At 67.7% G+C, this 21,858-nt stretch carries 27 protein-coding genes; 24 read left to right on the forward strand and 3 right to left on the reverse strand.

Annotated elements, in window-relative coordinates:
* Positions 1-62 precede the first annotated feature (62 nt).
* Complete coding sequence (locus Sj15T_RS15855; RefSeq protein WP_013041748.1) at positions 63-353, reverse strand: hypothetical protein; 291 nt, start codon at positions 351-353, stop codon at positions 63-65.
* A gap of 294 nt (positions 354-647) precedes the next feature.
* On the opposite strand from Sj15T_RS15855, the gene Sj15T_RS15860 reads away from it, so the two are divergent.
* The 6 genes from Sj15T_RS15860 (at position 648) to Sj15T_RS15885 (ending at position 4,935) form a co-directional block, all read left to right on the forward strand.
* Positions 648-2,780, forward strand: coding sequence for a ParB/RepB/Spo0J family partition protein (locus Sj15T_RS15860; RefSeq protein WP_013041746.1), 2,133 nt, complete (start codon positions 648-650; stop codon positions 2,778-2,780).
* Between the two features lie 56 nt (positions 2,781-2,836).
* On the forward strand, positions 2,837-3,058 hold the full coding sequence (locus Sj15T_RS15865; RefSeq protein WP_013041745.1) for a hypothetical protein: 222 nt from the start codon (positions 2,837-2,839) through the stop codon (positions 3,056-3,058).
* 69 nt (positions 3,059-3,127) lie between these two features.
* A complete protein-coding gene (locus Sj15T_RS15870; protein WP_013041744.1) occupies positions 3,128-3,541 on the forward strand; it encodes a hypothetical protein in 414 nt (137 codons plus the stop codon).
* Positions 3,538-3,810 (forward strand): hypothetical protein, encoded by a 273-nt coding sequence (locus Sj15T_RS15875; protein WP_013041743.1) that lies wholly within the window; start codon positions 3,538-3,540, stop codon positions 3,808-3,810. Before Sj15T_RS15870 ends, Sj15T_RS15875 begins: the two co-directional genes overlap by 4 nt.
* Before the next feature lie 71 nt (positions 3,811-3,881).
* On the forward strand, positions 3,882-4,298 hold the full coding sequence (locus Sj15T_RS15880) for a hypothetical protein (protein ID WP_013041742.1): 417 nt from the start codon (positions 3,882-3,884) through the stop codon (positions 4,296-4,298).
* On the forward strand, positions 4,291-4,935 hold the full coding sequence (locus Sj15T_RS15885) for a hypothetical protein (protein WP_013041741.1): 645 nt from the start codon (positions 4,291-4,293) through the stop codon (positions 4,933-4,935). Before Sj15T_RS15880 ends, Sj15T_RS15885 begins: the two co-directional genes overlap by 8 nt.
* Before the next feature lie 6 nt (positions 4,936-4,941).
* Here Sj15T_RS15885 and Sj15T_RS15890 read toward each other — a convergent pair whose 3' ends face one another.
* Positions 4,942-5,301: a hypothetical protein gene (locus Sj15T_RS15890; RefSeq protein ID WP_013041740.1), complete on the reverse strand. Its 360-nt coding sequence runs from the start codon at positions 5,299-5,301 to the stop codon at positions 4,942-4,944.
* A gap of 228 nt (positions 5,302-5,529) precedes the next feature.
* Here Sj15T_RS15890 and Sj15T_RS15895 point away from each other — a divergent pair, with 228 nt between their 5' ends.
* From Sj15T_RS15895 to Sj15T_RS15910, 4 genes are all read left to right on the forward strand, one after another.
* Positions 5,530-6,531, forward strand: coding sequence for a hypothetical protein (locus Sj15T_RS15895; RefSeq protein WP_013041739.1), 1,002 nt, complete (start codon positions 5,530-5,532; stop codon positions 6,529-6,531).
* A gap of 159 nt (positions 6,532-6,690) precedes the next feature.
* Positions 6,691-11,028: a strawberry notch family protein gene (locus Sj15T_RS15900; protein ID WP_013041738.1), complete on the forward strand. Its 4,338-nt coding sequence runs from the start codon at positions 6,691-6,693 to the stop codon at positions 11,026-11,028.
* Positions 11,028-12,062: a toprim domain-containing protein gene (locus tag Sj15T_RS15905; RefSeq protein WP_013041737.1), complete on the forward strand. Its 1,035-nt coding sequence runs from the start codon at positions 11,028-11,030 to the stop codon at positions 12,060-12,062. Before Sj15T_RS15900 ends, Sj15T_RS15905 begins: the two co-directional genes overlap by 1 nt.
* A 293-nt stretch (positions 12,063-12,355) precedes the next feature.
* A complete protein-coding gene (locus Sj15T_RS15910) occupies positions 12,356-13,279 on the forward strand; it encodes a DUF2493 domain-containing protein (protein ID WP_013041736.1) in 924 nt (307 codons plus the stop codon).
* A 73-nt stretch (positions 13,280-13,352) separates the two neighbouring features.
* On the opposite strand, the gene Sj15T_RS15915 is transcribed toward Sj15T_RS15910, so the two are convergent.
* On the reverse strand, positions 13,353-13,562 hold the full coding sequence (locus Sj15T_RS15915; protein WP_013041735.1) for a hypothetical protein: 210 nt from the start codon (positions 13,560-13,562) through the stop codon (positions 13,353-13,355).
* 313 nt (positions 13,563-13,875) lie between these two features.
* Here Sj15T_RS15915 and Sj15T_RS15920 point away from each other — a divergent pair, with 313 nt between their 5' ends.
* The 14 genes from Sj15T_RS15920 to Sj15T_RS15985 all read left to right on the forward strand — a co-directional run bounded on the left by Sj15T_RS15920 (position 13,876) and on the right by Sj15T_RS15985 (position 21,834).
* Positions 13,876-14,043: a hypothetical protein gene (locus Sj15T_RS15920; protein ID WP_021223113.1), complete on the forward strand. Its 168-nt coding sequence runs from the start codon at positions 13,876-13,878 to the stop codon at positions 14,041-14,043.
* A 141-nt stretch (positions 14,044-14,184) separates the two neighbouring features.
* The gene (locus Sj15T_RS15925; protein WP_013041732.1) at positions 14,185-14,628 is read left to right on the forward strand and encodes a hypothetical protein; all 444 of its coding nucleotides are present in this window, start codon (positions 14,185-14,187) and stop codon (positions 14,626-14,628) included.
* A gap of 560 nt (positions 14,629-15,188) precedes the next feature.
* Positions 15,189-15,515, forward strand: a complete 327-nt coding sequence (locus tag Sj15T_RS15930) for a DUF736 domain-containing protein (protein WP_013041730.1) — start codon at positions 15,189-15,191, stop codon at positions 15,513-15,515.
* A gap of 186 nt (positions 15,516-15,701) precedes the next feature.
* On the forward strand, positions 15,702-15,944 hold the full coding sequence (locus Sj15T_RS15935; protein ID WP_013041729.1) for a helix-turn-helix transcriptional regulator: 243 nt from the start codon (positions 15,702-15,704) through the stop codon (positions 15,942-15,944).
* Positions 15,945-16,059: 115 nt separating this feature from the next.
* Positions 16,060-16,329, forward strand: coding sequence for a DUF2285 domain-containing protein (locus Sj15T_RS15940; protein ID WP_021223117.1), 270 nt, complete (start codon positions 16,060-16,062; stop codon positions 16,327-16,329).
* 379 nt (positions 16,330-16,708) lie between these two features.
* On the forward strand, positions 16,709-17,215 hold the full coding sequence (locus tag Sj15T_RS15945) for a DUF2285 domain-containing protein (RefSeq protein ID WP_013041727.1): 507 nt from the start codon (positions 16,709-16,711) through the stop codon (positions 17,213-17,215).
* Positions 17,216-17,342: 127 nt separating this feature from the next.
* A complete protein-coding gene (locus tag Sj15T_RS15950) occupies positions 17,343-17,618 on the forward strand; it encodes a helix-turn-helix domain-containing protein (RefSeq protein WP_013041726.1) in 276 nt (91 codons plus the stop codon).
* 11 nt (positions 17,619-17,629) lie between these two features.
* Positions 17,630-18,517 (forward strand): replication initiator protein A, encoded by an 888-nt coding sequence (locus Sj15T_RS15955; protein WP_013041725.1) that lies wholly within the window; start codon positions 17,630-17,632, stop codon positions 18,515-18,517.
* Positions 18,518-18,725: 208 nt separating this feature from the next.
* Positions 18,726-19,364, forward strand: a complete 639-nt coding sequence (gene parA, locus Sj15T_RS15960; RefSeq protein ID WP_013041724.1) for a ParA family partition ATPase — start codon at positions 18,726-18,728, stop codon at positions 19,362-19,364.
* A complete protein-coding gene (locus Sj15T_RS15965) occupies positions 19,361-19,615 on the forward strand; it encodes a hypothetical protein (RefSeq protein ID WP_013041723.1) in 255 nt (84 codons plus the stop codon). The genes parA and Sj15T_RS15965 overlap by 4 nt, the downstream gene beginning before the upstream one ends.
* Positions 19,612-20,130, forward strand: a complete 519-nt coding sequence (locus Sj15T_RS15970; protein ID WP_013041722.1) for a DUF2840 domain-containing protein — start codon at positions 19,612-19,614, stop codon at positions 20,128-20,130. Before Sj15T_RS15965 ends, Sj15T_RS15970 begins: the two co-directional genes overlap by 4 nt.
* The gene (locus Sj15T_RS15975; RefSeq protein WP_013041721.1) at positions 20,127-20,672 is read left to right on the forward strand and encodes a S26 family signal peptidase; all 546 of its coding nucleotides are present in this window, start codon (positions 20,127-20,129) and stop codon (positions 20,670-20,672) included. Before Sj15T_RS15970 ends, Sj15T_RS15975 begins: the two co-directional genes overlap by 4 nt.
* A 46-nt stretch (positions 20,673-20,718) precedes the next feature.
* Positions 20,719-21,066, forward strand: a complete 348-nt coding sequence (locus tag Sj15T_RS15980) for a DUF736 domain-containing protein (protein WP_013041720.1) — start codon at positions 20,719-20,721, stop codon at positions 21,064-21,066.
* A 3-nt stretch (positions 21,067-21,069) separates the two neighbouring features.
* Positions 21,070-21,834, forward strand: coding sequence for a lytic transglycosylase domain-containing protein (locus tag Sj15T_RS15985; RefSeq protein ID WP_013041719.1), 765 nt, complete (start codon positions 21,070-21,072; stop codon positions 21,832-21,834).
* Positions 21,835-21,858: the final 24 nt, after the last annotated feature.

The following is a 21,858-nucleotide window of genomic DNA, read 5'->3' on the forward strand; positions in this document are numbered from 1 at the left end:
GGACCCGGGAGGCCGGAGAGACGCAATGACGTCTTTCCGGCTTAGCGCCTGCGCGCCAGTCCCTACAGGCTCTCCTTCCTGATTGCCGCCCAGACCGCCAGGATATCGCCTTCGAGATCGTCGTCCTTTCCGACGACGACGCTGAACACGCCGAGCATATCGGCGAACTCGCCGACCTGAAGATGGCCGCGCGCCTGGAGCGCGGTGAGCAGCAGCGTCAACGCCTTGCCCTGGGCGCAAATGAGCGCGCGATCGGCGCTCGATACGCGATGCCGTCGTGGCCGCCATCCCGCGAAGTTCCTGATCCAACCCCAGGGCGCTGAGCGCCGCTCCTCGGCAATGGCCGTCTTCATGACATCTCCCGCGACCCGCCTGCGCTACGGCCCGGCCGGCCTGTGGTGACGCGACGACCATCCTGCTCGATACGTCCCACCACCCTCGTGCTGAAAGGCGCCCGCCCAATGCCGGCGCCCACGGCGACTATTATAGTCGCCCTTGCCCTATGCCACAGGACGTCCGGCGGCGATATCTTCTGCCGGATCACGGTCGCCGCGCCGGCAGAAGAGAGGCAGAGGAGGGCCGGGATTTCGTGACGGGTTGGAGGTTGAGAGAGAGTCTCTCGACCGCCCGTCGCGGAGTAAATCCCGATGGCTACTACTGTTCAGAAGATCATCCTGTCGCCGGCGCGCGACATTCCCTTCAACAAGCTGGTGCTGAGCCAGAGGAACGTCCGGCGCGTGAAGGCCGGCGTTTCGATCGACGACCTGGCGGTCTCGATCGCCCGTCGCGGCCTCATCCAGAGCCTCAGCGTCCGCCCCGTGGTGGATCAGGAGGGCAAGGAGACCGGCTTGTTCGAGGTGCCGGCCGGCGGTCGCCGGTTTCGGGCTCTCGAGCTGCTGGTGAAGCAGAAGCGGCTCGCCAAGACGGCCCTCGTGCCGTGCGTCGTCCGCCCCGCCGGCGATCCCATCCTCGATGAGGAAGTGTCCCTCATCGAGAACACCGATCGCGAGCCGCTGCATCCGCTAGACGAATTCCGCGCCTTTCAGGACATGCGCCTCAAGGGCACGCCCGAGGAGGACATCGCGGCCGCCCATCGCGTGACCGTGCAGGTCGTCAAGCAGCGCCTGCGCCTGGCCGCGGTCTCGCCGACTCTGCTCGACGTCTATGCCGACGACGGCATGACGCTGGAGCAGCTCATGGCGTTCACCGTCACCGACAATCACGCCCGCCAGGAACAGGTCTGGGAGGCGATCAGCAAGAGCTGGTCGAAGGAGCCCTATCAGATCCGGCGCATGCTGAACGAGACCACCGTGCGGGCCTCGGACAAGCGCGCCCTGTTCGTCGGCGTCGCCGCCTATGAGGCCGCAGGCGGATGCATCGTCCGCGACCTGTTCCAGGCCGATGACGGCGGCTGGCTGCAGGACGCGGCGCTTCTCGATCGCCTGGTGGCCGAAAAGCTCAAGGCCGAGGCCGAGACGATCGCGGCCGAGGGCTGGAAGTGGATCGAGGTGGCCGTCAGCTTCCCCTATGGCCACGACCACGGGCTGCGCGAGCTGGCCGGCGAGACGATCGATCTGACCGACGAGGAGCGCGCGTCGCGCGAGGCTCTGCGCGACGAATATGATCGGCTCGAATCCGAATATGCGGAAGCCGACGAACTGCCGGACGAGATCGATCAGCGGCTCGGCGAGATCGAACAGGCGCTCGACGCCTTCGAGCAGCGTCCGGTGATCTACGATCCCGCCGAGATCGCCCGCGCGGGCGTCTTCATCAGCATCGACGCCGACGGATCGCTCGCGGTGGACTGCGGCTATGTCCGTCCCGAGGACGAGGCTCCGGCGGAGCCCGAAGGCGACGATGCCCCGGCCGCGTCCGGCGCGGCCAACGACCCGGCGTCGCCGGCCGTGCAGCGCGCCGTCATCACCATCGGCGGACAGTCGGCCGAGCCCGACGACGACGAGGAGGACGCGATCAAGCCGCTCCACGAGCGCCTGATCGTCGAGCTGACGGCGTCTCGGACGCTCGCGTTGCGCAACGCGGTGGCGGACAATCCGCACATCGCCATGACGGCGCTGCTCCACAAGCTCGTCTCCGACAGGTTCATGACGCGCATGTATAACGGCGCCCTGGAGGCGTCGGTGAGGGATATCTACTTCCCCGTTCAGGATACCGACCTGAAGGACAGCCCCTCCGCGCGCGCGGTGCAAGACCGTCACGATGCCTGGGCCGCCGACGTTCCGAAGGACGACGAAGCCCTCTGGGACTGGCTCGCCAGCCTCGACGACGCCAGCCGCATGGCGCTCCTGGCGCATTGCGTCAGCTTTGGCGTGAATGCGCTCTACGAGCGGCCGAACCCGCACAGCTCCAGCGGCGTCTCGCAGCACACGCTCGACATGCGGCTCGCGCAGGCCGACCGTCTGGCGCGCGCGACCGGGCTCGACATGGTGGACGTCGGCTGGCGCCCTACGGTCGACAACTATCTCGGGCGCGTCACCAAGCCCCGCATCCTGCAGGCGGTGCGCGAGGGCGCCGGCGAGCAGGCCGCGCAGCTCATCGATCACCTCAAGAAGGGCGACATGGCCAAGGAGGCCGAGCGGTTGCTGGCGGATGCCGGCTGGCTGCCCGAGCCGCTCCGCCTGCTCGACGCCGAACTCGCCGCCGATAGCGAGGCTGGGCACGACGAGGGCGCCGCGTTGCCGGCATTCCTCAACGGCGACGACGAGGACGAGGTCTCGACCGACGCGGACGACGAGGAACGCCACCTCGCCGCCGCCGAGTGACGGACCAGCGGGGCGGCTTCGGCCGCTCCGCATCTCCCTGGCCGAAGGACCGAACCATGGATCAGCCCGATTCCACGACGCCCCGCCGCGTCGTCTTCCAGTATCTCGTACCCGTCCACGTCGAAGTCGAAGACGGCCTCGTCTGCCGGGTGACTGTCATCGACGAAACGCCTGTCCGCGATCCGATCGCGGTCGACGGCGACGCCGTCTATCTCGCCGAGGCCGTTCGCGCCGCCGATGACGGTCAAGCTTGGCCGTCCTGGCGGTTCGGCTACTAGCCGTCGCCACCGCCATGCGACCCACGAGCCCGGCCCCGTGCCGGGCTCCTTTCGTTTCAGGAGATCAGCATGCCCAGCTTCACCATCGAAACCAGCTACCGGATTCCCGTCTATCGGCAGCGTCGCTACGCCGCGAACAGCCTCGCCGAAGCCTGCCGCCTTGCCATCGAGGACGACGACTGGGAGGGTTCCAGGGAAGACTTTGAATGCGCCGGCGAGACCCATGTCACCGGCGCCTGGCCCGGCGCGGTCGATCCCTACAGCGTGCCGTTGCTGCCTATTCCGAGCCAGTTCGATGAAACCGTCCAGCGCAAGGCCGACCACTTCGCCGAGCTGCTCGCGCAGCTTTCCTCGGTCGCTCAGCCTACGGGCCTCTCCGCCCATGACTTCGGGCGCTGGCTGCCGGCGGCGCAGTCCGCCGTCCGCAAGGCCAATGCGATCGTCGCTGGTGCGCGCGATCCCGACGCGGGAGGCCCGTCATGAGCGACTACATCGTCAAGATCGGCTTCTGGCTTCGCGCCTATGACACGCTGACCGTCCAGGCCGCGAGCGACGCGGAAGCGATCGAGAAGGCCAAGACGGCGGCCGCCGTCGTCGTGGAGTCGACGGCCTCTCCAGACCACATCGATACCGACGAGCGCCGGGAAGGCGTCATCGCCTTCATCGACCGCTGCACGGGCGACGGCCGAGAAACCGTGATCGAGGACATCGAGTTCGACGACGACCGGATCCACAGGCCGCCCGCCGCCTGATCCTCACCCATCGACCCGCAACTCCGAAGCCCGGCCATCGCGCCGGGCACTTGCGTTTCAAGGAGCCTGACATGGCCGATTACTTCACTCATTTCTCGTGCCTGCTCGACGTCGGCACGCCCGACAACGCCGCCCGTGCGCTTGACCTCTACAACGCGCTCTCCGAGGAGGGAGCATCGGAGGAGCCGCCCTCCGACGGCTTCCTCCTTTCCATCGAACCGGAGCATGGGGGCACCCAGCTCTGGATGCGCGACGACATGACGGGGGACCCCGAGCGGCTGATCCAGTTCGTCAGGCGCTGCGCCGCCGCCTTCGGCCTCACGGGGCTATGGGGCTTTCAATACGCCAACACCTGCTCGCGCCCGCGCGTCAACGCCTTCGGCGGTGGCGCGCACGTCCTCGATCTCGCGACCGGCGCCACGTTCGCATGGACCTATACCAATGGCTGGCTCGCCGAAGTGCTCGACGGAGGCGATCCCGATGCCTGAAATCGTCGAAACCACCGTCTATCGCCTCGACGAGCTTTCGGACGCGGCGAAGGAAAGGGCCCGCGCCTGGTATCGCGAGGCCGGCATCGACCACGACTGGTTCGAGTTCGTGTTCGACGATTTCGAGCGCATCTGCGCCATCCTCGGCGTCGAGCTGCGCACGGTGCCGGTGCGCCTCTACGGCGGCGGCACGCGGCAGCAGCCGTGCATCTACTTCTCCGGCTTCTGGAACCAGGGCGACGGCGCCTGCTTCGAGGGCCGCTACCATCACGCCAGAGGCGCCGCGCGCCGCATCCGCGACCACGCGCCCGACGACGCGGACCTTCACCGCATCGCCGATGCGCTTCAGGCGGTTCAGCGCCGCAACTTCTATCAGCTCCGCGTGAGCATCACGCACCGAGACCGCTACTATCACGAATATTGCATGGCGATCGCGGTCGAGCGCGACAGCCCGACCTGGCAGGACATGACGGCGGACGCCGAGGACCTCGTGATCGAGCCGCTGCGCGATCTCGCGCGCTGGCTCTATCGCCAGCTCGAACGCGAATATAACTATCTGACCTCGGATGAGGTGATCGATGAAGCGATCCTCGCCAATGGCTACACCTTCACCGGCAGCGGGCGCCGGTTCGGATAGCCGGCCCTACCAGACCGCCACCTCCCACTGACCGTTCACGCGGGCGAAGCCGATCGGCCGATTCTGCGGCGTCGCGTTGGGACGGGTCGGGTCCATCACGAGCTGCGTCATGCAGGTCACCCCGGGGCCGACACCGCCCGGAGAACAGTCCCCCAGCTTCAGCGTCGCGTTCGCCAGCGAGGTACCCGTGAAGAGGCGATGACGCCGCACGGCGGCGGTCGCCTCTTCCTCGGTCGGCTGCGCCACGCCGGCCGCCGCTGCCGGCGATGCCGCGACGGGTGACAGCACCGGCCGGAGCGCGAAGCCCGCGCCGAATCCGATCACCAGGCACACCGCCCCCGTGATGCCGATTGCGCTGCCTTTCATATCGCCTCCCGATCTCCAGCCTGCGGGACCAGCTCGCATGCGGCGAGCCGCCCCCGTTTCTTTTCCTGGCGAAGTCTAGCGTTCCCACCTCGCCGCCGAAAGGCTGCGCGGCGAGCCGGGCTCCGCGAACGCCAGAGCGAGAGGATCGGCGGGGAGGCGTTGAGCCCGCCCGTCGAGAGAGCGAGGAGCCGGCTCGCCCTCCCACCGCTCTCCCTTCCGGAGCCGCACATGCCACTTATGCTCGACCAACGCCGTCGGCTGCGCGCTGCGCTCGCCGACCGCCTGCTTGCCGTCTGTTATGGCGCCGGCGTCGACTCAACCGCCATGCTCATCGCGTTGAAGCTCGCCGGGCTGCGCCCGCACATCATCACCTTCGCCGACACCTCCGCGGAAAAGCCCCCGACGCTCGATCATCTCGATCGGATGGACGCCGTGCTCGCGCGCTGGTCCTGGCCGGCCATCGTTCGTTGCCGGAAGCAAACTCTTCCTGGCACCGCCTATGGCGATCTCTATGGCAATTGCCTGGCCAATGAGACCCTCCCATCGCTGGCCTTCGGGCTGAAGTCCTGCTCGATCAAGTGGAAGCAGAAGCCTCAGGACCAGGCCATCAAAGGCGCCGCATCGGGCCCGAACGCGGCCGAGCCGCACTCGATCTGGCTGGAAGCCGCTCGCCGCGGCGCGCGGATCGTAAAGCTCATCGGTTATGATTGCGGGCGCGCCGATCTGCGGCGGTCACGACGCCTGTCAGCCGCGGATGCGGATTTCGACTACGCCTATCCGCTCCAGATGCTCGGATGGGATCGCCCAGACTGCATCCGCGTCATTGCCGAGACGCTTGGCGCGCACATGGTGCCGATCAAGTCGGCCTGCTTCTTCTGCCCAGCATCGAAGATTTGGGAGCTCTACTGGCTGGCCGCCCATTATCCCGATCTTCTCGAGCGTGCCCTCGTCCTGGAGCGCAACGCGCTGACAGGACGGCATAGCCGCTTCAGCGAGGTGCAGTTCGGGGCCTCCTGGGAAGATCTCGTCCGCTCGGCCGATCGCTTCCCCAGCACCGCGACCACGGTCGGCCTCGGCCGGAGTTTCGCCTGGAACCAATGGGTGCGCGTCAACGATGTCGTGGACGCCTCATTTCGCGTCAAACGCGGCGCTGAGGATCGACGTCGGTTCCTCGCGATGGCCGATCACCTTCAAGACCACGGCAACGCTCTCGACGCCCGCGCGGCATGACGCGGTCCGCCGGCATCGAGCCCCATCCGTCAGGGCAAGGCCGCGCCGGAGGGCACCAAGTCAGAGTGAGAGGATGGCCGGGACGGGTTTGAGCCCGTCCGGTCCAGAGAGAGCGCCGACGCGGCTCATCCGTGTCCCGCTCTCCTGAAAGTGACCTCCATGCTCCAAGCTCCGCTTGTCGCGGCCGAACCGGCCGCCACGCCTCTGTCTGTCTCCGGTTGCGCTCCTGCTGCGGCCGTTTTCGCCACCGCCCGGCATCTCCTCCCGCATCTTGAACAAGGCCGATCGGTCGACGCGGCGACGCTGCGCACCGCCATGCAGGCGGCGTTCGGCGCGTCCGACGCAGCCGGCGCCTGGGACTGGAAGACCGCCTACGACGCGTGCGAGGCCGCCACGGTCCTGTTCCTGCGCAAATACGGAAAGGCGATCTTCCGCAAATCCGCATCGCCGGCTACGCGGCTCGCCGCGCTCGCCAAGATCGCCGGACTGCTCCCGACCCATACCCGCCGATCCGAGGAGGCCCAGGCCTTCCAGCAATTCTCGACGCCGGTCCCGCTCGGCTTCGCTGCGATGACGGCCGCTGCACTCATGCCGGCCGACCGTGTGCTCGAGCCCTCCGCCGGCACCGGGCTGCTCGCCGTCCTCGCCGAGACTGCGGGTGCATCGCTCATCCTCAACGAGTTGGCTGAGACCCGCGCCGATCTTCTCGCCTCTCTCTTTCCGGCCGTGTCCGTCACGCGCTTCGACGCGGCCCAGATCGACGACCATCTCGATCCGGCCGCCGCGCCGAGCATCGTCATCATGAACCCGCCATTCTCCGTGATGGCGAACGTCTCCGGCCGCGTCGCCGACGCCGCCTACCGGCATATCGCCTCCGCGCTCGCCCGGCTGGCCGATGGCGGGCGCCTGGTCGCCATCACCGGCGCGAACTTCTCGCCCGAGCTTCCGGCCTGGCGGGACGCCTTCGTCCGTCTGCAGGGGCGTGGGCGCGTCGTGTTCACCGCCGCGGTCGCCGGTTCGGTCTATGCCAAGCACGGCACGACCATCGAGACCCGCCTGACCGTCATCGACAAGGCGCCGGCCGACGACCCCGAGCGGTTCCCAGCCTCCGCCGGCACCGCGCCCGATGTCGCGACGCTGCTCGGCTGGATCGGCGCGCAGATCCCCGCGCGCCTGCCGGTCTCGATCGCGCGTCCCGCCGCGACGGCGGCCCCCACCCCGCGCACGGTGCGGGGCTATCTCGCCCGCACGGCGACGGCCCAACCCGCCCGCCGCATCGCTGAGGTTCAAGGCGTGCCGCTCGCCTATGAGACCATCGACTGGACGCCCCCGGAAAGCGGCCGCCTGTCGGACTCGATCTACGAGGCCTATGCGCTCCAGTCGATCCGCATCGCCGGCGCGCAGCCGCATCCGACCAAGCTGGTCCAGTCCGCCGCCATGGCCTCGGTCGCGCCGCCAAAGCCGAGCTACCGACCGACGCTGCCGGCGCCGATCGTCACCGACGGCATCCTCTCCGACGCCCAGCTCGAGACGGTGATTTACGCTGGCGATGCCCATAGCGAATATCTCGCCGGTGCCTGGACCGTGGACGAGACCGGCGATCTCGTCACCGCCGCGCCGGACGACGCGCCGAAGGCGGTCCGCTTCCGTCGTGGTTTCATGCTCGGCGACGGCACCGGCGCCGGCAAGGGCCGCCAGTCGGCCGGCATCATTCTCGACAACTGGCTTCAGGGCCGCCGCAAGGCGGTCTGGATCTCCAAATCCGACAAGCTGCTCGAAGACGCGCAGCGCGACTGGTCGGCCCTCGGCATGGAGCGCCTGCTGGTCACCCCGCTGTCGCGTTTCCCCCAGGGCTCGGCGATCCGGCTTGAGGAAGGCGTCCTTTTCACCACCTACGCCACGCTACGATCCGACGACCGCGGCGAAAAGCTTTCGCGCGTCAAGCAGATCGTCGAATGGTTGGGCTCCGATTTCGACGGAGTGATCATTTTCGACGAGAGCCACGCGATGCAGAACGCCGGCGGCGGCAAGGGAGAACGGGGCGACGTCGCCCCATCGCAGCAAGGCCGTGCGGGGCTGAGGCTCCAGCACATGCTGCCGAATGCCCGCGTCGTCTATGTCTCGGCGACCGGCGCCACCACCGTCCACAATCTCGCCTACGCCCAGCGGCTCGGCCTGTGGGGCGGCGAAGATTTCCCCTTCGCCAACCGCGCCGAATTCGTCGAAGCGGTCGAGAATGGCGGCGTCGCGGCCATGGAGGTGCTCGCCCGCGACCTGCGCTCACTCGGCCTCTACACGGCCCGCTCGCTCTCCTACGACGGCGTCGAATACGAGCTGGTCGAGCACCAGCTCACGCCCGAGCAGACCCGCATCTACGATGCCTATGCCGGCGCCTTCGCCATCATCCATAATCATCTCGACGCCGCGATGCAGGCCGCCAACATCACCGGGGACAGCGGTACGCTGAACCGGCAGGCCAAGTCGGCTGCGCGCTCAGCCTTCGAGAGCGCCAAGCAGCGCTTCTTCGGCCACCTCCTGACCAGCATGAAAACGCCGACGCTGATCCGCTCGATCGAGCAGGACCTGACGGACGGCCACTCCGCCGTCATCCAGATCGTCTCTACGGGCGAAGCCCTTATGGAACGTCGCCTGGCCGAGATCCCGACCGAGGAATGGAACGACGTGCGCGTCGACATCACCCCTCGCGAATATGTGCTGGACTATCTCGCCCAATCCTTCCCGGTCCTGCTCTACGAGCCGTTCTCGGACAGCGAGGGCAATCTGTCGTCGCGGCCGGTCTATCGCGACGGCCAGCCCGTCGAGAGCCGAGAGGCCGTGGCCCGGCGCGACGAACTGATCGAACGGCTCGCCTCGCTGCCCCCCGTCCCAGGGGCGCTCGACCAGATCGTCCAGCGCTTCGGCACGGACGTTGTCGCCGAGGTGACAGGGCGGTCGCGCCGCGTCGTCCGACGCGGCGAGCGCCTTGCCGTCGAGAACAGGGCGGCGTCCGCCAATCTCGCGGAGGCGGCCGCGTTCATGGACGATGACAAGCGCGTCCTCGTCTTCTCCGACGCCGGCGGCACCGGCCGCAGCTACCACGCCGACCTTGCCGCCAGGAACCAGCGCCTGCGCATCCACTATCTGCTTGAGCCTGGCTGGAAGGCCGACGCGGCGATCCAGGGCCTCGGTCGCACCAACCGCACCAATCAGGCGCAGCCGCCGCTCTTCCGACCGATCGCCACCGACGTGAAGGCCGAGAAGCGGTTCCTCTCGACCATCGCCCGGCGGCTCGACACCCTCGGCGCGATCACGCGCGGCCAACGCCAGACCGGGGGCCAGGGCCTGTTCCGGCCCGAGGACAATCTGGAGAGCCCATATGCCCGCGATGCGCTGCGCCAGCTCTATCTTCTGCTCGTGCGCGGCAAGGTCGACGGCTGCTCGCTCGACCGCTTCGAGTCCGCCACCGGCCTCAAGCTGACGGACGACAACGGCATCAAGGACGAGCTGCCGCCGATCACCACCTTCCTCAATCGCCTGCTGGCGCTCACCATCGACCTACAAGGTGTTCTCTTCACGGCCTTTGAGCAGCTCCTGACGGCGAAGATCGAGGGCGCGATCCACAGCGGCCACTATGACGTCGGACTGGAGACGCTCCAGGCGGAGAGCTTCGTGGTCACCGACAGCCAGGTGATCCATACCCATCCCGGCACCTCCGCAGAGACGCGCCTGCTGACCATCATGCGGCGCGAACGCAACCGTCCGACCCCGTTGGCCGATGCACTCCATCATCTCGCTGACCCCCGCGCGCGGCTCCTCGTCAACGGCCGTTCCGGCCGCGCCGCCGTGCAGATACCCGCGCCGTCGATGATGCTCGACGACGGCGAGATCGAACGGCGCGTCTGCCTCATCCGACCGATGGAGCAGCACTATGCGCCGCTCCGCATGATGGACGAGAGTCATTGGGAGGAAGTCGCCGATGCTGCTTTCGCCGCCGCCTGGGAGGCCGAGCTCGCCGAGCTGCCTGAATTCTCCGACAGCACGATCCATATCGTCGCTGGCCTGCTCCTGCCGATCTGGAAGCGGCTCCCCAACGAGTCGACCCGGGTCTACCGGCTCCAGACGGACGCCGGCGAGCGTATCATCGGCCGCCGGGTCTCCCCGGCCTGGGCCGCGAACGCCGCGAACGCCGCGACGACAGGCGCGGCATCGCTGTCGCCCGCGCACGCCTTCACGGCTCTGATGGACGGGACGACGATCCTCGACCTTGCGGAAGGTCTCCAGCTTCGACGCGCAAGGGTCATGAGCGCGCATCGCCTGGAGCTCACCGGCTTCTCCGAGGCGATGCGCGATCGGCTGCGGGCCTATGGCCTGTTCAGCGAGATCATCTCATGGAAGCTACGCTTCTTCGTCCCCGCCGACGCCAACGGTCCGGCTGTGCTGGCGAAGCTGCTGGACACCTATCCGGTGGCGCGCATCTCCGAGCGGGAGGCGGCGTGATGGCTCGCCAGGACGCATCCGATCTCGCACAGCGTCTCGGCCGTCAGGCCGAGGCGGTGTGCCGCCACTACCTGTCCAGAGGCCGGCGCGAGGGCCGCTACTGGCTCGTCGGCGACGTACGCAACACGCCGGGCCGCTCGATGTATGTGCGGCTGAAGGATTCGCCCAAGGGTCCCGCGGGCAAGTGGACCGACGCCGCCACGGGCGAACATGGCGATCTGCTCGACGTGATACGCGAAAGCTGCGGCCTTGTAGATTTCAAGGACGTCGCCGACGAGGCCCGGACCTTCCTCAGCATGCCGCAGCCAGAGCCGAGACCGGCGCTCCTGCGTCAGGGCCCGGCGCCGCACGGTTCGCCGGAAGCGGCACGCCGTCTTGTCGCAATGTCCCAGCCAATCGCCGGGACGCTCGTGCAGTCGTATTTGCGCGAACGCGCGATCACGGACTTGCGCGGAACCGGAAATCTCCATTTCCATCCGCGCTGCTACTACCGGCCCGACGACTATTCACCGACCGAGACCTGGCCCGCCATGATCGCGGCCGTCACCGACCTGCGTGGCAGGATCACCGGGGCGCATCGCACCTGGCTCGATCCGCGACGCCGCGACAAGGCGCCTCTGGACACCCCGCGCCGGGCGATGGGTGACCTTCTTGGGCATGCAGTCCGCTTCGGTCTCGGCAGCGAGGTGATGGCGGCCGGCGAGGGCATCGAGACCGTTCTGTCGATCCGGCAAGTCCTGCCCGACATGCCGATGATGGCGGCGCTCTCGGCAGCCCATCTCGCCGCCATCCTGTTCCCCGACACACTGCGCCGGCTCTATATCCTGCGCGACAATGATCCGGCCGGCGATGGTGCGCGGGACAGCCTGGTCGAACGGGCGAACGCGGCCGGGATCGAGGCGATGGTCATCTCGCCCCAGCTCGGCGACTTCAACGAGGATCTCCGCACCCTCGGCCGCGCTGCCCTCCGCAGTCAGACTCGGGTTCAGATCGGGCCGCAGGACGTCGCACGCTTCCTGGCGTTGGCGGCATAGCCGGCAAGGAACGGGCGTGACGGCTGCGCCGCCGTGCGCGCCCGGATGCATCGATCCGTCTAAGGGACCGCGCCTCGGCCTTCGAGAGGGCGATCGGCCCACAAGCCGGCCAGCCCGGCAATGGCGGCGGCCGACTATTTTCCGGCGGCCCTGCGGGCCTTTCCATCGCGAGACAAAATAGCCGGCCTTAGCCATCGAGCCCTGCGCTGCGCTCCGGGTGCCGAGCCGTCCGGCCCGTGGGCTTCGTCGCCATGAAGGCCGCGACGGTCGCGGTCCAATCGACGGAGCATCCCATGGACGCGCATGACGACTTCGAACCGCACCACGAATCCTCTCAAACCGACCATGTCCTCAACGAACTTCAGCTTCATGGCTATCGGCCCTTTGCCGATGAACCCGATCAACGGCTCCTGCCCGACGGCAACGCGGTGGCGGGCGCCGTCGCCGACATCTTCGACGCGCTGATCGTCACGCTGGAAGACACGCGCCTCGAACCCGACCTCGACGATCTCCTCTGGTCGACCGTGAACCTCTTCCACCGCGCTACCGAGCGGGTCGCACGCGAGCTCGACGACAACGAGCAGGCGCAGAAGCGCGCGCAGCGGGAACAGGACGGCAGCGAAGTGAAGTCGGTCGAGCTGGAGCGCCTGATCGCCGAGGGCAAGACGCTCATCGAACGCCAGAACGCCTTCGAGCTGATGCGCGACCAGGCGGCCGAGCATTACGAACGCCAGGTCGGCAAGGCATGGCTGCCGCGCAGCGGGTCGAAGGTCAACCACCGCAATCTCACCTCGGCGATGATCGACAGCCGCGACTTCCTCATGGCGAAGAAGCGCGCCGATCAGGAGGTGCTGCTACCCCCCGGCCCGAAGATCGTCGTGACCGGCGGTCTCGATTTCAACGATCACCGGCTGATCTGGGCCAAGCTCGACCAGGTGCATGAGAAGCATCCGGACATGGTGCTGGTCCATGGCAAGTCGCCGAAGGGCGCCGACAAGATTGCGTCGCTGTGGGCCAAGAACCGCAACGTGCCGCAGATCGGCTTCGCGCCCGACTGGACGAAGCACGGTCGCGCGGCGCCGTTCAAGCGCAACGACCAGATGCTGGAGATCGTGCCAAAGGGCGTGATGCATTTCCCGGGAACGGGCATCCACGACAACCTTGCCGACAAGGCCAAGAAGCTCGGCATCCCGGTCTGGAAGTTCGGCGGCGCGTGAGCGCCGCCTTCGCTTTTCTCTCACTGTCGCCATTACGCAGATGCGTATCGGCGTATTTCCGCAAACGCGCTTTTCAATCCGGCTCGCCCGTCACGGCGATCCGGGCGGATCGCGCATAGTGCGCGAGCTCGGTGTCGTTCTCGATCAGCGCATCGAGCAGCACCTTCATGTCCGCCTGGTCGGAGGCCGACTGAAATGGACCCGGCTGACGTTCGATGGCCAGCACGGCGATCGCGAGGGCCTTCTTCACGAGATGCAGGTCTCTGCCTGTGAACTCCGCCATTGTTCGTTCCTCGCGACTCCAAGCCTGCCGCCAGCAGCATAGCCAATAGCCGCGCCGAGTGGGACATGGTGCAGGCAAAGCAGAGCAGAGCATCGAGGCGAGTGATGTGGGTTCCTGACGCGAGAACCACCTCCGCCTGTCAGCGCTGATCCTTGGTCCGACCGCGGACTTGTCGCCATCAACCCGTAAAGGGTCGGCTATGCGAGCATGCCGCCGCTGCGGCTGCGCCTGCGCGGTGATTGCAGTCCACGGCCGGACACGTCGGGCGCCTGTCGGCGGGGGATGGTCCCCCGCTCCAGCAGGAGCCCAGCAAATGTCCCTCAACGACGCTCACGCCTACGCTTTCAGCCTCGCCACCACCCTGATGGCGGCCATCGTCATCTTCCAGGCCGGCGACGGGACGCTCTCGGTCATGCCCGCCAGCGAATACGACGGCGACGCCTCGGAGATCGTTCATGAAATCGACCCCTTCGCCCCCTGACCGGGCGCAGCAGGCCGCGCCGAGCGGGAGTCGCTTGCGATTTCCGCTCCCGGCTGGGGCCATATTCCGCTATAGTCCGGGTGCGCCGTGGTGGTGGTGGCAGGCGCGACCGTCAGACCTATCGTCATGGAGGCCACCACCATGATCATTCTCGCAATCCTCGCCTCACTCGCCGCCATCGGCGTGCTGTGCTGGCTGCTGTTCACCCTGGCCGTCTTCGCCCTTCCGGCCTTCGTTGGCGCGACCGTGGGCGCTTGGGCCCACGGGACCGGCGCCGGCCTGCCAGGCGCCATTCTCGCCGGCCTCGTCGCGGCTGCCGTCACGCTCGCGGTCGGCCAGCTCGCGATCCTGTTCGTGCGGCCCCTATGGCTGAAGCTGATCGTGGCCATCGCCTTCGTCGCCCCGGCGGCGATCGCCGGGTTCCACGCAACGCACGGCATCGTCAAGCATCTCATGCCGTCCGACGCGTGGCAGATCACCTTCTCCGTCATCGGCGCAATTGCGGTCGGCGTCACCGCCTTGGTGCGGGTCGCGGGGATGGCGACGGCGCCAGCCCCGTCCGGCCAGAGCCTCGCACAGGCCTGATCGCTCAGCCTCATGCGGCGGACCGGAAAGCGGTTCGCACGAGACATCCACATCGTATGAGGGCGGATGCGGTGGAGCGTGCCGCGCGGTTCGACGCTGGGCCGGGGTCACGACCGGGGCTGGAGCGCTACCGGCGGCTGCACGGTCTCGGGGCAGACCTATGATCGGGCGCGGCGCTCTCTGCGGTGGCGTCTAAGCCGAGGATGCAGCAAGCAGCCTGGACGAGGGAGCGAAGGCCGGCAAGTCCTTTGTCCGCGCCGGATTGCCGATCCAGGGTGGCCGCCATCATCTCCGTTATCTGACCCGTGCCTCGACCGCTCCAAACGGCCTCTTCAATGGCCTGATCTGGCCGAAGGGCGGCTAAAGCCTCGATCGCCTATGGCGCAACAGCGGCGTCAAACTTTCTTCCCCTGCCGGCTGCGCCGTCATTCCTCGCGAGGCAAGAAAGCCCTCCTTTGCTGTCCAGCCCCTGCGGGGTGCGCCGTCGATCGCCTCCGACCCGTCGATCGCCATCGAGGCCGCAATGGTGCGGGCTCGAATACGGAAAACGGAGACTTACAATGGCGACCATCGGAACCTTCAAGAAGACCGGCTCGAACGAGTTCACCGGCGAAATCGTCACCCTCAGCGTCCAGGCCAAGGGCGTGCGCATTGTTCCCGACACCCGCGCCACCGGCGAGAACGCCCCCAGCCACCGGGTTCTGGTCGGCCGCGCCGAGATCGGCGCCGCCTGGTCCAAGCGCTCCAACGAGGGTCGCGACTATCTGGGCCTCAAGCTCGACGACCCGAGCTTCACCGCTCCGATCTACGCCAACCTCTTCGACGACGAGGACGGCGATACCTTCTCGCTGATCTGGTCCCGCCCCAACGGGCGGCGCGGCGACTAAGGCCCCCGCGCAAGGCCCCGGCCGAAAGGCCGGGGCCTTTGACGTCCAAGGCGACCGAATCAGTCGGCGGCGAATTCGCCGAACGCGCACCCGCAGAACGGCAAATGGGTGGCCAGGCGAAGAAGGAGCGACTATTATAGTCGTAGTTCTGGCGTGCGCGTAGGTCCGAGTGGGAGGTGATCATGCATGATCACCGCCCGACAATCGCGGGCCGCACGCGCGTTGCTGGGTTGGACACAGGAGACGCTCGCTGACAGGGCCCGAGTATCACTGACCGCGCTGAAGCGCCTCGAATCGCCGAGCGGTCTCGAGGTCTACGAGAGCACGCGCGACGAGGTCAGACGAGCCTTCGAACGAGCCGGCATCGTTTTCCTGAGTTCCGACCAGGGCATGGGAGTGATGCTGGTTCATGCGAAGACGGAGAGCTGACAGCTCGCGGCACTGTCAGGGCGCTCGGTCTTGCTGGAGTCGCCGGGCCGCTGGGCTATGGTCAAATCAGCGTTAACAATCTCCTCCAGAATGGATAGAACCTGTGCCCCGGGGGATGAAGGTGACCAAGCACAATTTTCTCGATCAGCCACCCGGTGACGCCGAGCTGACGGCCTACGACAAGGCTCACGCAACCGTATATCTCCGCCTGCTCGACGCCGAAACCCAGGGAGCGCCTTGGCAGGACGTGGTGGAAGTGCTGTTCGGTCTCAGTGCCGAAGACGATCCGGAGCGGGCGTCGCTCGTCTATTCCACCCACTTGGCGAGAGCGCGCTGGATGACTGAGAACGGCTTCGAACAGCTCCTGAGACCTCAGCTCCACTAGCCCCGTGATGCGGATCATGCATCACGCTGATCCCAGTCCGTTCTTCCCCACCGCCTCTCAACTTGGAATCGTACCGTCCGCAACGCTCGCGTCAAAGATAAGGCGGGAAGGCGGTAGGAAATGCCCGACGAAGAAAGCTGGCGGTCTGAATCCGCCTATACCTATATCGATCAGTTGAATGCGGAGGAGCTCGCTTGGGAGTTCCTCCGTCGAAATCCCGAGTACCGCGCTGGCTATCATGAATTACTGTCAGCCGGTCATATGACCTGGGAAGCGGCGACGAATTTCGCTTCTCGTTGGGGGTTGCGATTTCGCCGCCGACCCCGAAATCCCCGCCACTTCCCAACCGGTCTCCTGGTCGGCCCAGATAGATCCGGCCGTGATTCTCTTCCGCAGCGGCCCGACACCGAGATCCGGCGAACCGCTCACTGTTGAGGAAATCCGGGCGCACGCCAGTTTCGCGCACGAAGCGGTCCCATCGCAGCTCCGCCTGGGCGGTGAGCGCTACAGCGTCGACCTGGCCGCGATTGGCGATGGGAAGCCGCTCGCCGCGCTCATCACGCTCGACGAACTGACGCCCGATCGCTTGACGGCGCTCGGCCGATTCTGGGCAGCCCTCACCGGCAAGACGGTCGCGCCTGATCCGCGTATCACGCCGCAGCGGCGGCGTCGCGCGCAGCAGATGCTGCGCGTCGTCGACGCGCGCGCCACCGGCGCCACCTACCGCGCGATCGCCGACCAAATCTTCCCACAGCATGACCAGGATGCGGCGACGTGGGTCGGTAGCGCGATCCGCGAAACCACAATCCGCATGGCCCGCGACGGGATGAAGCTCGTACGCGGCGGCTATCTCGCGCTGCTCCGGCGACCACGCCGGGATCGCTGACGCCGCGCAAGGTGTCGAATTTAGAATCCTTACTTCGACATCGTCCGAGGCGCCGTCCTCGCGCCACCGTGCTCGCAATGCGCCGCTCGTTCGCAGCGGCCGCCCGCGAGACCACGGAGGTGCGATCATGGCCGAGACAGCCGCCAATCTACCGACACGCTACCTGAGAACGCAGGAGGCGGCGCGCTTCCTCGGCCTTTCTGAACGCACGCTCGAGAAGCACCGCACCTACGGAACCGGTCCGACCTATCGAAAGCTCGGCGGACGCGTCGTCTATTCCGTCGATGACCTTCAAGCCTGGGCGGATCGGGGTCTCGTCACCTCGACCTCGGATCCGCGCAGCGGCACGGTACTGCCCGCCAAACGTCAGCCCGCGTCGGCCAACGGCGGCCTTCTGCGCTGACCCCGGTCCCCATGTCGTCCCGCCCCCAGCAACGCGACGAGCGCGCCCAGCTCGATCTGTTCCGGGCATTGCCCGGCGATCTCGCGCCGCGCGACGCGCAGGACCTCATGGCCTATCCGTTCTTCTCGCTTGGGAAGTCGAAACGCCTCGCGCCGATCGACTTCAAATCGGGCTCCGTCAAAATCCGCGTCGAGGCGGTGCCGGAGCACGGCATGGCGACCATCTGGGACGCCGACGTCCTCATCTGGGCCGCATCGCAGATCGTCGAAGCGCGCGACGTCGGCCTGCGCCCGTCGCGCCTCATGGCGACGACGCCTTATGAGATTCTGAACTTCATCGGTCGCGGCGTATCCCTACGCGACTACGACCGCCTGAAGGCGGCGCTGGACCGGCTGCAGTCGACCACCGTGGCGACGTCCATCCGCCAGCCGACCGAGCGGCGGATGCATCGCTTCTCCTGGATCAACGAGTGGAAGGAGCGCGCGGATGATCGCGGCCGGCCGCTCGGCCTCGAGCTGATCGTGCCCGACTGGTTCTACGGCGCGGTGCTGGACGACGCGCTCGTGCTCACCATCGATCGCACCTACTTCAGGCTGACCGGCGGGCTCGAGCGGTGGCTGTACCGCCTGGTGCGCAAGCACGGCGGCAAACAGGAGTTCGGCTGGAGCTTCGACTTCCCGCACCTCCACGCCAAATCCGGCAGCCTCTCGCCGCTCAAGCACTTCGCCTACGACCTGCGCGACATCGTCAAGCGCCAGCCGCTGCCGGGCTATCGCCTGACCATCGAGCAATGCGTCGGCGGGCCCGAAATCCTGTCCTTCGTACCGACCGAGCCCGACGCGCTCGGCATCCCGCGCCGACGTCGGCGGTCGACCACTCGCTCTGGGGAAAAGCTGTGAATCGTCTCGTGCTATCAGGGACCGGCGCTATCGTGCCATCGAGGACCCGATCCTCGTGCTATCGGGGACCAGAATCGTCGATTCTGCTCGCCAAATCAGTAGCTTGCGCGCCCCCTAACTTCTCTAACCTAGATTCCTTCGGAATCTTTCTAACGGACCGGCGCTTTTCGGCCGCTGTGGACGAGTCCCCTTGTCCCGCGAGACCGTCATGATCGTCGCGCTGCTCAACCAGAAGGGCGGCGTGGGCAAGACGACGCTCGCGCTGCACCTGGCCGGCGAGTGGGCGCGCCATGGCAAGCGCGTCACGCTCATCGACGCCGATCCGCAGGGATCGGCCCTCGACTGGTCGCAGCAGCGCAGCCGGGAGGGGCTGGGGCGGCTGTTCGGTGTCGTCGGCCTGGCGCGCGACACCCTGCACCGCGAGGCGCCGGAACTGGCCCGCGACGCCGACCATGTCGTCATCGACGGGCCGCCGCGCGTCGCCGGCCTCATGCGCTCGGCGCTCCTTGCGGCCGACCTCGTGCTGATTCCGGTGCAACCGTCGCCGCTCGACGGCTGGGCCTCGGCCGAGATGCTCTCCTTGCTCGGCGAGGCGCGCATCTACCGCCCGGAGCTCGCCGCGCGCTTCGTGCTGAACCGCTGCGCAGCCCGCACGGTGCTCGCTCGCGAGACGGCGGAGACCCTCGCCGATCACGATCCGCCGCTGCTCGCGACGACCATCGGCCAGCGCATCGTCTTCGCCGATGTCGTTCAGACCGGTCGGCTGGCCGCCGAGCAGGACGAGGATTGCCCTGGCGCGCGCGAGATCGCCGCGTTCGCCGCGGAAGTCGCGGGGATCGGCGCATGAGCGAGCGGTCCCCGAAGCGCAGCTTTGCGGCGCGTCCCGCCGATCCCGAAGGCTGGATCAAGGCGCCCGACCGCCACGCCCCCCTTGGCCAGCCCGCCGAGGACTTCTCGGCCCGGCTGACGATCGACGTCACCTCCGACATGCGCGGCCGTATAAAGATCGCGGCGTTCCAGCGCGGCCTGACCGTCGCCGACATGCTGCGCGCCCTGTTCGAGCGTGAGTTCCCGCCCCGGTCAGGAGAGGGCCAATGACCGGCCTCGTCGCCGCGCCCCCATGCGTCGGCCGCGCTTGCGCCGAGCCGTCCGAGCACCTCACCCAGGTCGAACTCGTCTGGATCGAGAAGCAGACCGAGCACTGGATCCGCTTCGGTCGCGAGCTGCGCGAACAGATCCTCGATCGCCGCAGACGGCTCCTCTTTTTCCCTCCTGGTGCGACCTTCGCGCTGGTCCGCTGGGCGGCGAACGAGCACGGCACCGTGCTCTCGCGGCTCGACATCATGCGCGCCGTTGCGCGTGGCGCGGCGTGCCAGACGGTGCCGACCGTCACGCCCGGCGGCGACTTTCTGCTTCGTGTCGACGGTTGGCCGAAGGTGGAGCGCGTGCTCCAGCTCGTCGACGCGATCGAGGCGGCCGGGATCGATCCCGGCGATGTTTCGCCCGATCACTGGCGCCACGTCCACAACCGCCTCGCAGCCGGGGAGACGCCACGGACCTACACGCCGGCGCACCACCGCGCCTTCCTCCTGCGCCGGGAGATCGGCGCATGACCCGGCTCGGCTACGCCATCACCACGACGGGCGCGGTGTCATTGCTCGGCATCCTGTCGATCGTCTCGTTCGCGCCGAAGCTGATCTGGAACGCTTCGGCGAGCACGCCGATCGGTCTCTACCGCGTCGAGCCGGACCGGTCACCCGAAGTGACCGACCTAGTCGCCGTGCGCCCGCCCGAACCGCTGGCCAGCTTCCTTGCCGATGGCGGTTATCTGCCGCGCGGCGTGCCGCTCCTGAAGCGGGTCGCCGCGCTTCCCGGGCAGCGGGTCTGTCGAACCGGCCTCGCCATTACGGTCGACGCCGTGCCGATGGGCGACGCGCTGGATCACGATCGCCGCGGCAATCCTTTACCGGTCTGGAAGGGCTGCCGCGTCGTCGCGCCCGGCGAGCTGTTCCTGATGAACTGGCAGGTCCGCGACAGCCTGGACGGCCGGTACTTCGGGCCGCTTCCCGCGTCCGCCGTGATCGGGCGGGCCATCCCTCTCTACACCGACGAGGACCGCGACGGCCGCTTCGTCTGGCGCGCACCGACGCGGTGACGGTGCGTCCCATGTCCAACCTCACCGCACATCCACGGAGGCAATCATGTCCCTGATCGGTCAATTCACGCGCGACGGTTCCGGCTTCATCGGCAATTTGCAGACGCTCGCGCTGCATCAGGACATCATCATCGTTCCCGCCGAACCGTCCGACGCCGACAACGCGCCGGATTACCGCGTCCATGTCTTCGACGGCATGAACAACGAAACCGGCGCCGAGATCGGCGCGGGCTGGAAGCGCACCGGAGAGAAGGCCGGTGACTACGTCTCGCTTCACCTCGACGATCCCACCTTCGGACATCCGATCCGTGCGAACCTCTTCCAGTCGGCCGACGACAAGTCCGCCTGGGGCCTGCACTGGAACCGGCCGCCGAAGCGCGGCGAGCGGGACTGAGCGGTGCCGTCCCGCCGCTATCACGCTGTCGCCGGGCGGTCCGCCGCCGTCCGGCTGACGGCCCTCCTTTTCCTTCCCGGCCTGCCCGCCGCAGCGCTTCCGGCGTTGCCTGCCAGCGCGCAGACTATGCCCCCGGCGCGCATCGACGCGGCCGACCCTCATGCCGGCTTCGTCACCGAAGCCGCCCGCCGGTTCGCTATCCCGGAGCTCTGGATTCGCGCCGTCATGCGCGTCGAAAGCCGCGGCGACGCGCGCGCCATCTCCCCCAAGGGTGCAATCGGCCTCATGCAAGTCATGCCGGCCACCTGGACGGAAATGCGCACCCGCTATGCGCTTGGACCGGACCCCTACGATCCGCGCGACAACATTCTGGCGGGCGCCGCCTATCTGCGCGAGATGCACGACCGCTACGGCTCGCCGGGCTTCCTGGCGGCCTATAACGCCGGTCCCGGCCGCTATGAGGACTATCGCGATCGCGGCCGCACCCTGCCGGCGGAAACGCGCGCCTACCTCGCCATGCTTGTGCCGGTCATCGATGGGGCCGGCCTGCCATCCCCTGTCATCGTCGCAGTCGCCGATCCGCTGGCCTGGACACGCGCGCCGCTGTTCATCGCACAGGCCGAGGCGCCGCCGCGCGCAGAGGTTCGGCACGATGACGGCGATCCGGCTGCAGCATCATCGCAGCGTCGAGAACGGGATTTTGCGCCCGCCGATCCGCAAACCGGCGGCCTCTTCGTCGTCCAAACCGCCAGTGCGGGGCCGCGATGAGCACGGTGGCACTCCAGGCGGCGT

Source organism: Sphingobium sp. TA15 (assembly GCF_037101235.1).
Lineage (GTDB): Bacteria > Pseudomonadota > Alphaproteobacteria > Sphingomonadales > Sphingomonadaceae > Sphingobium > Sphingobium indicum.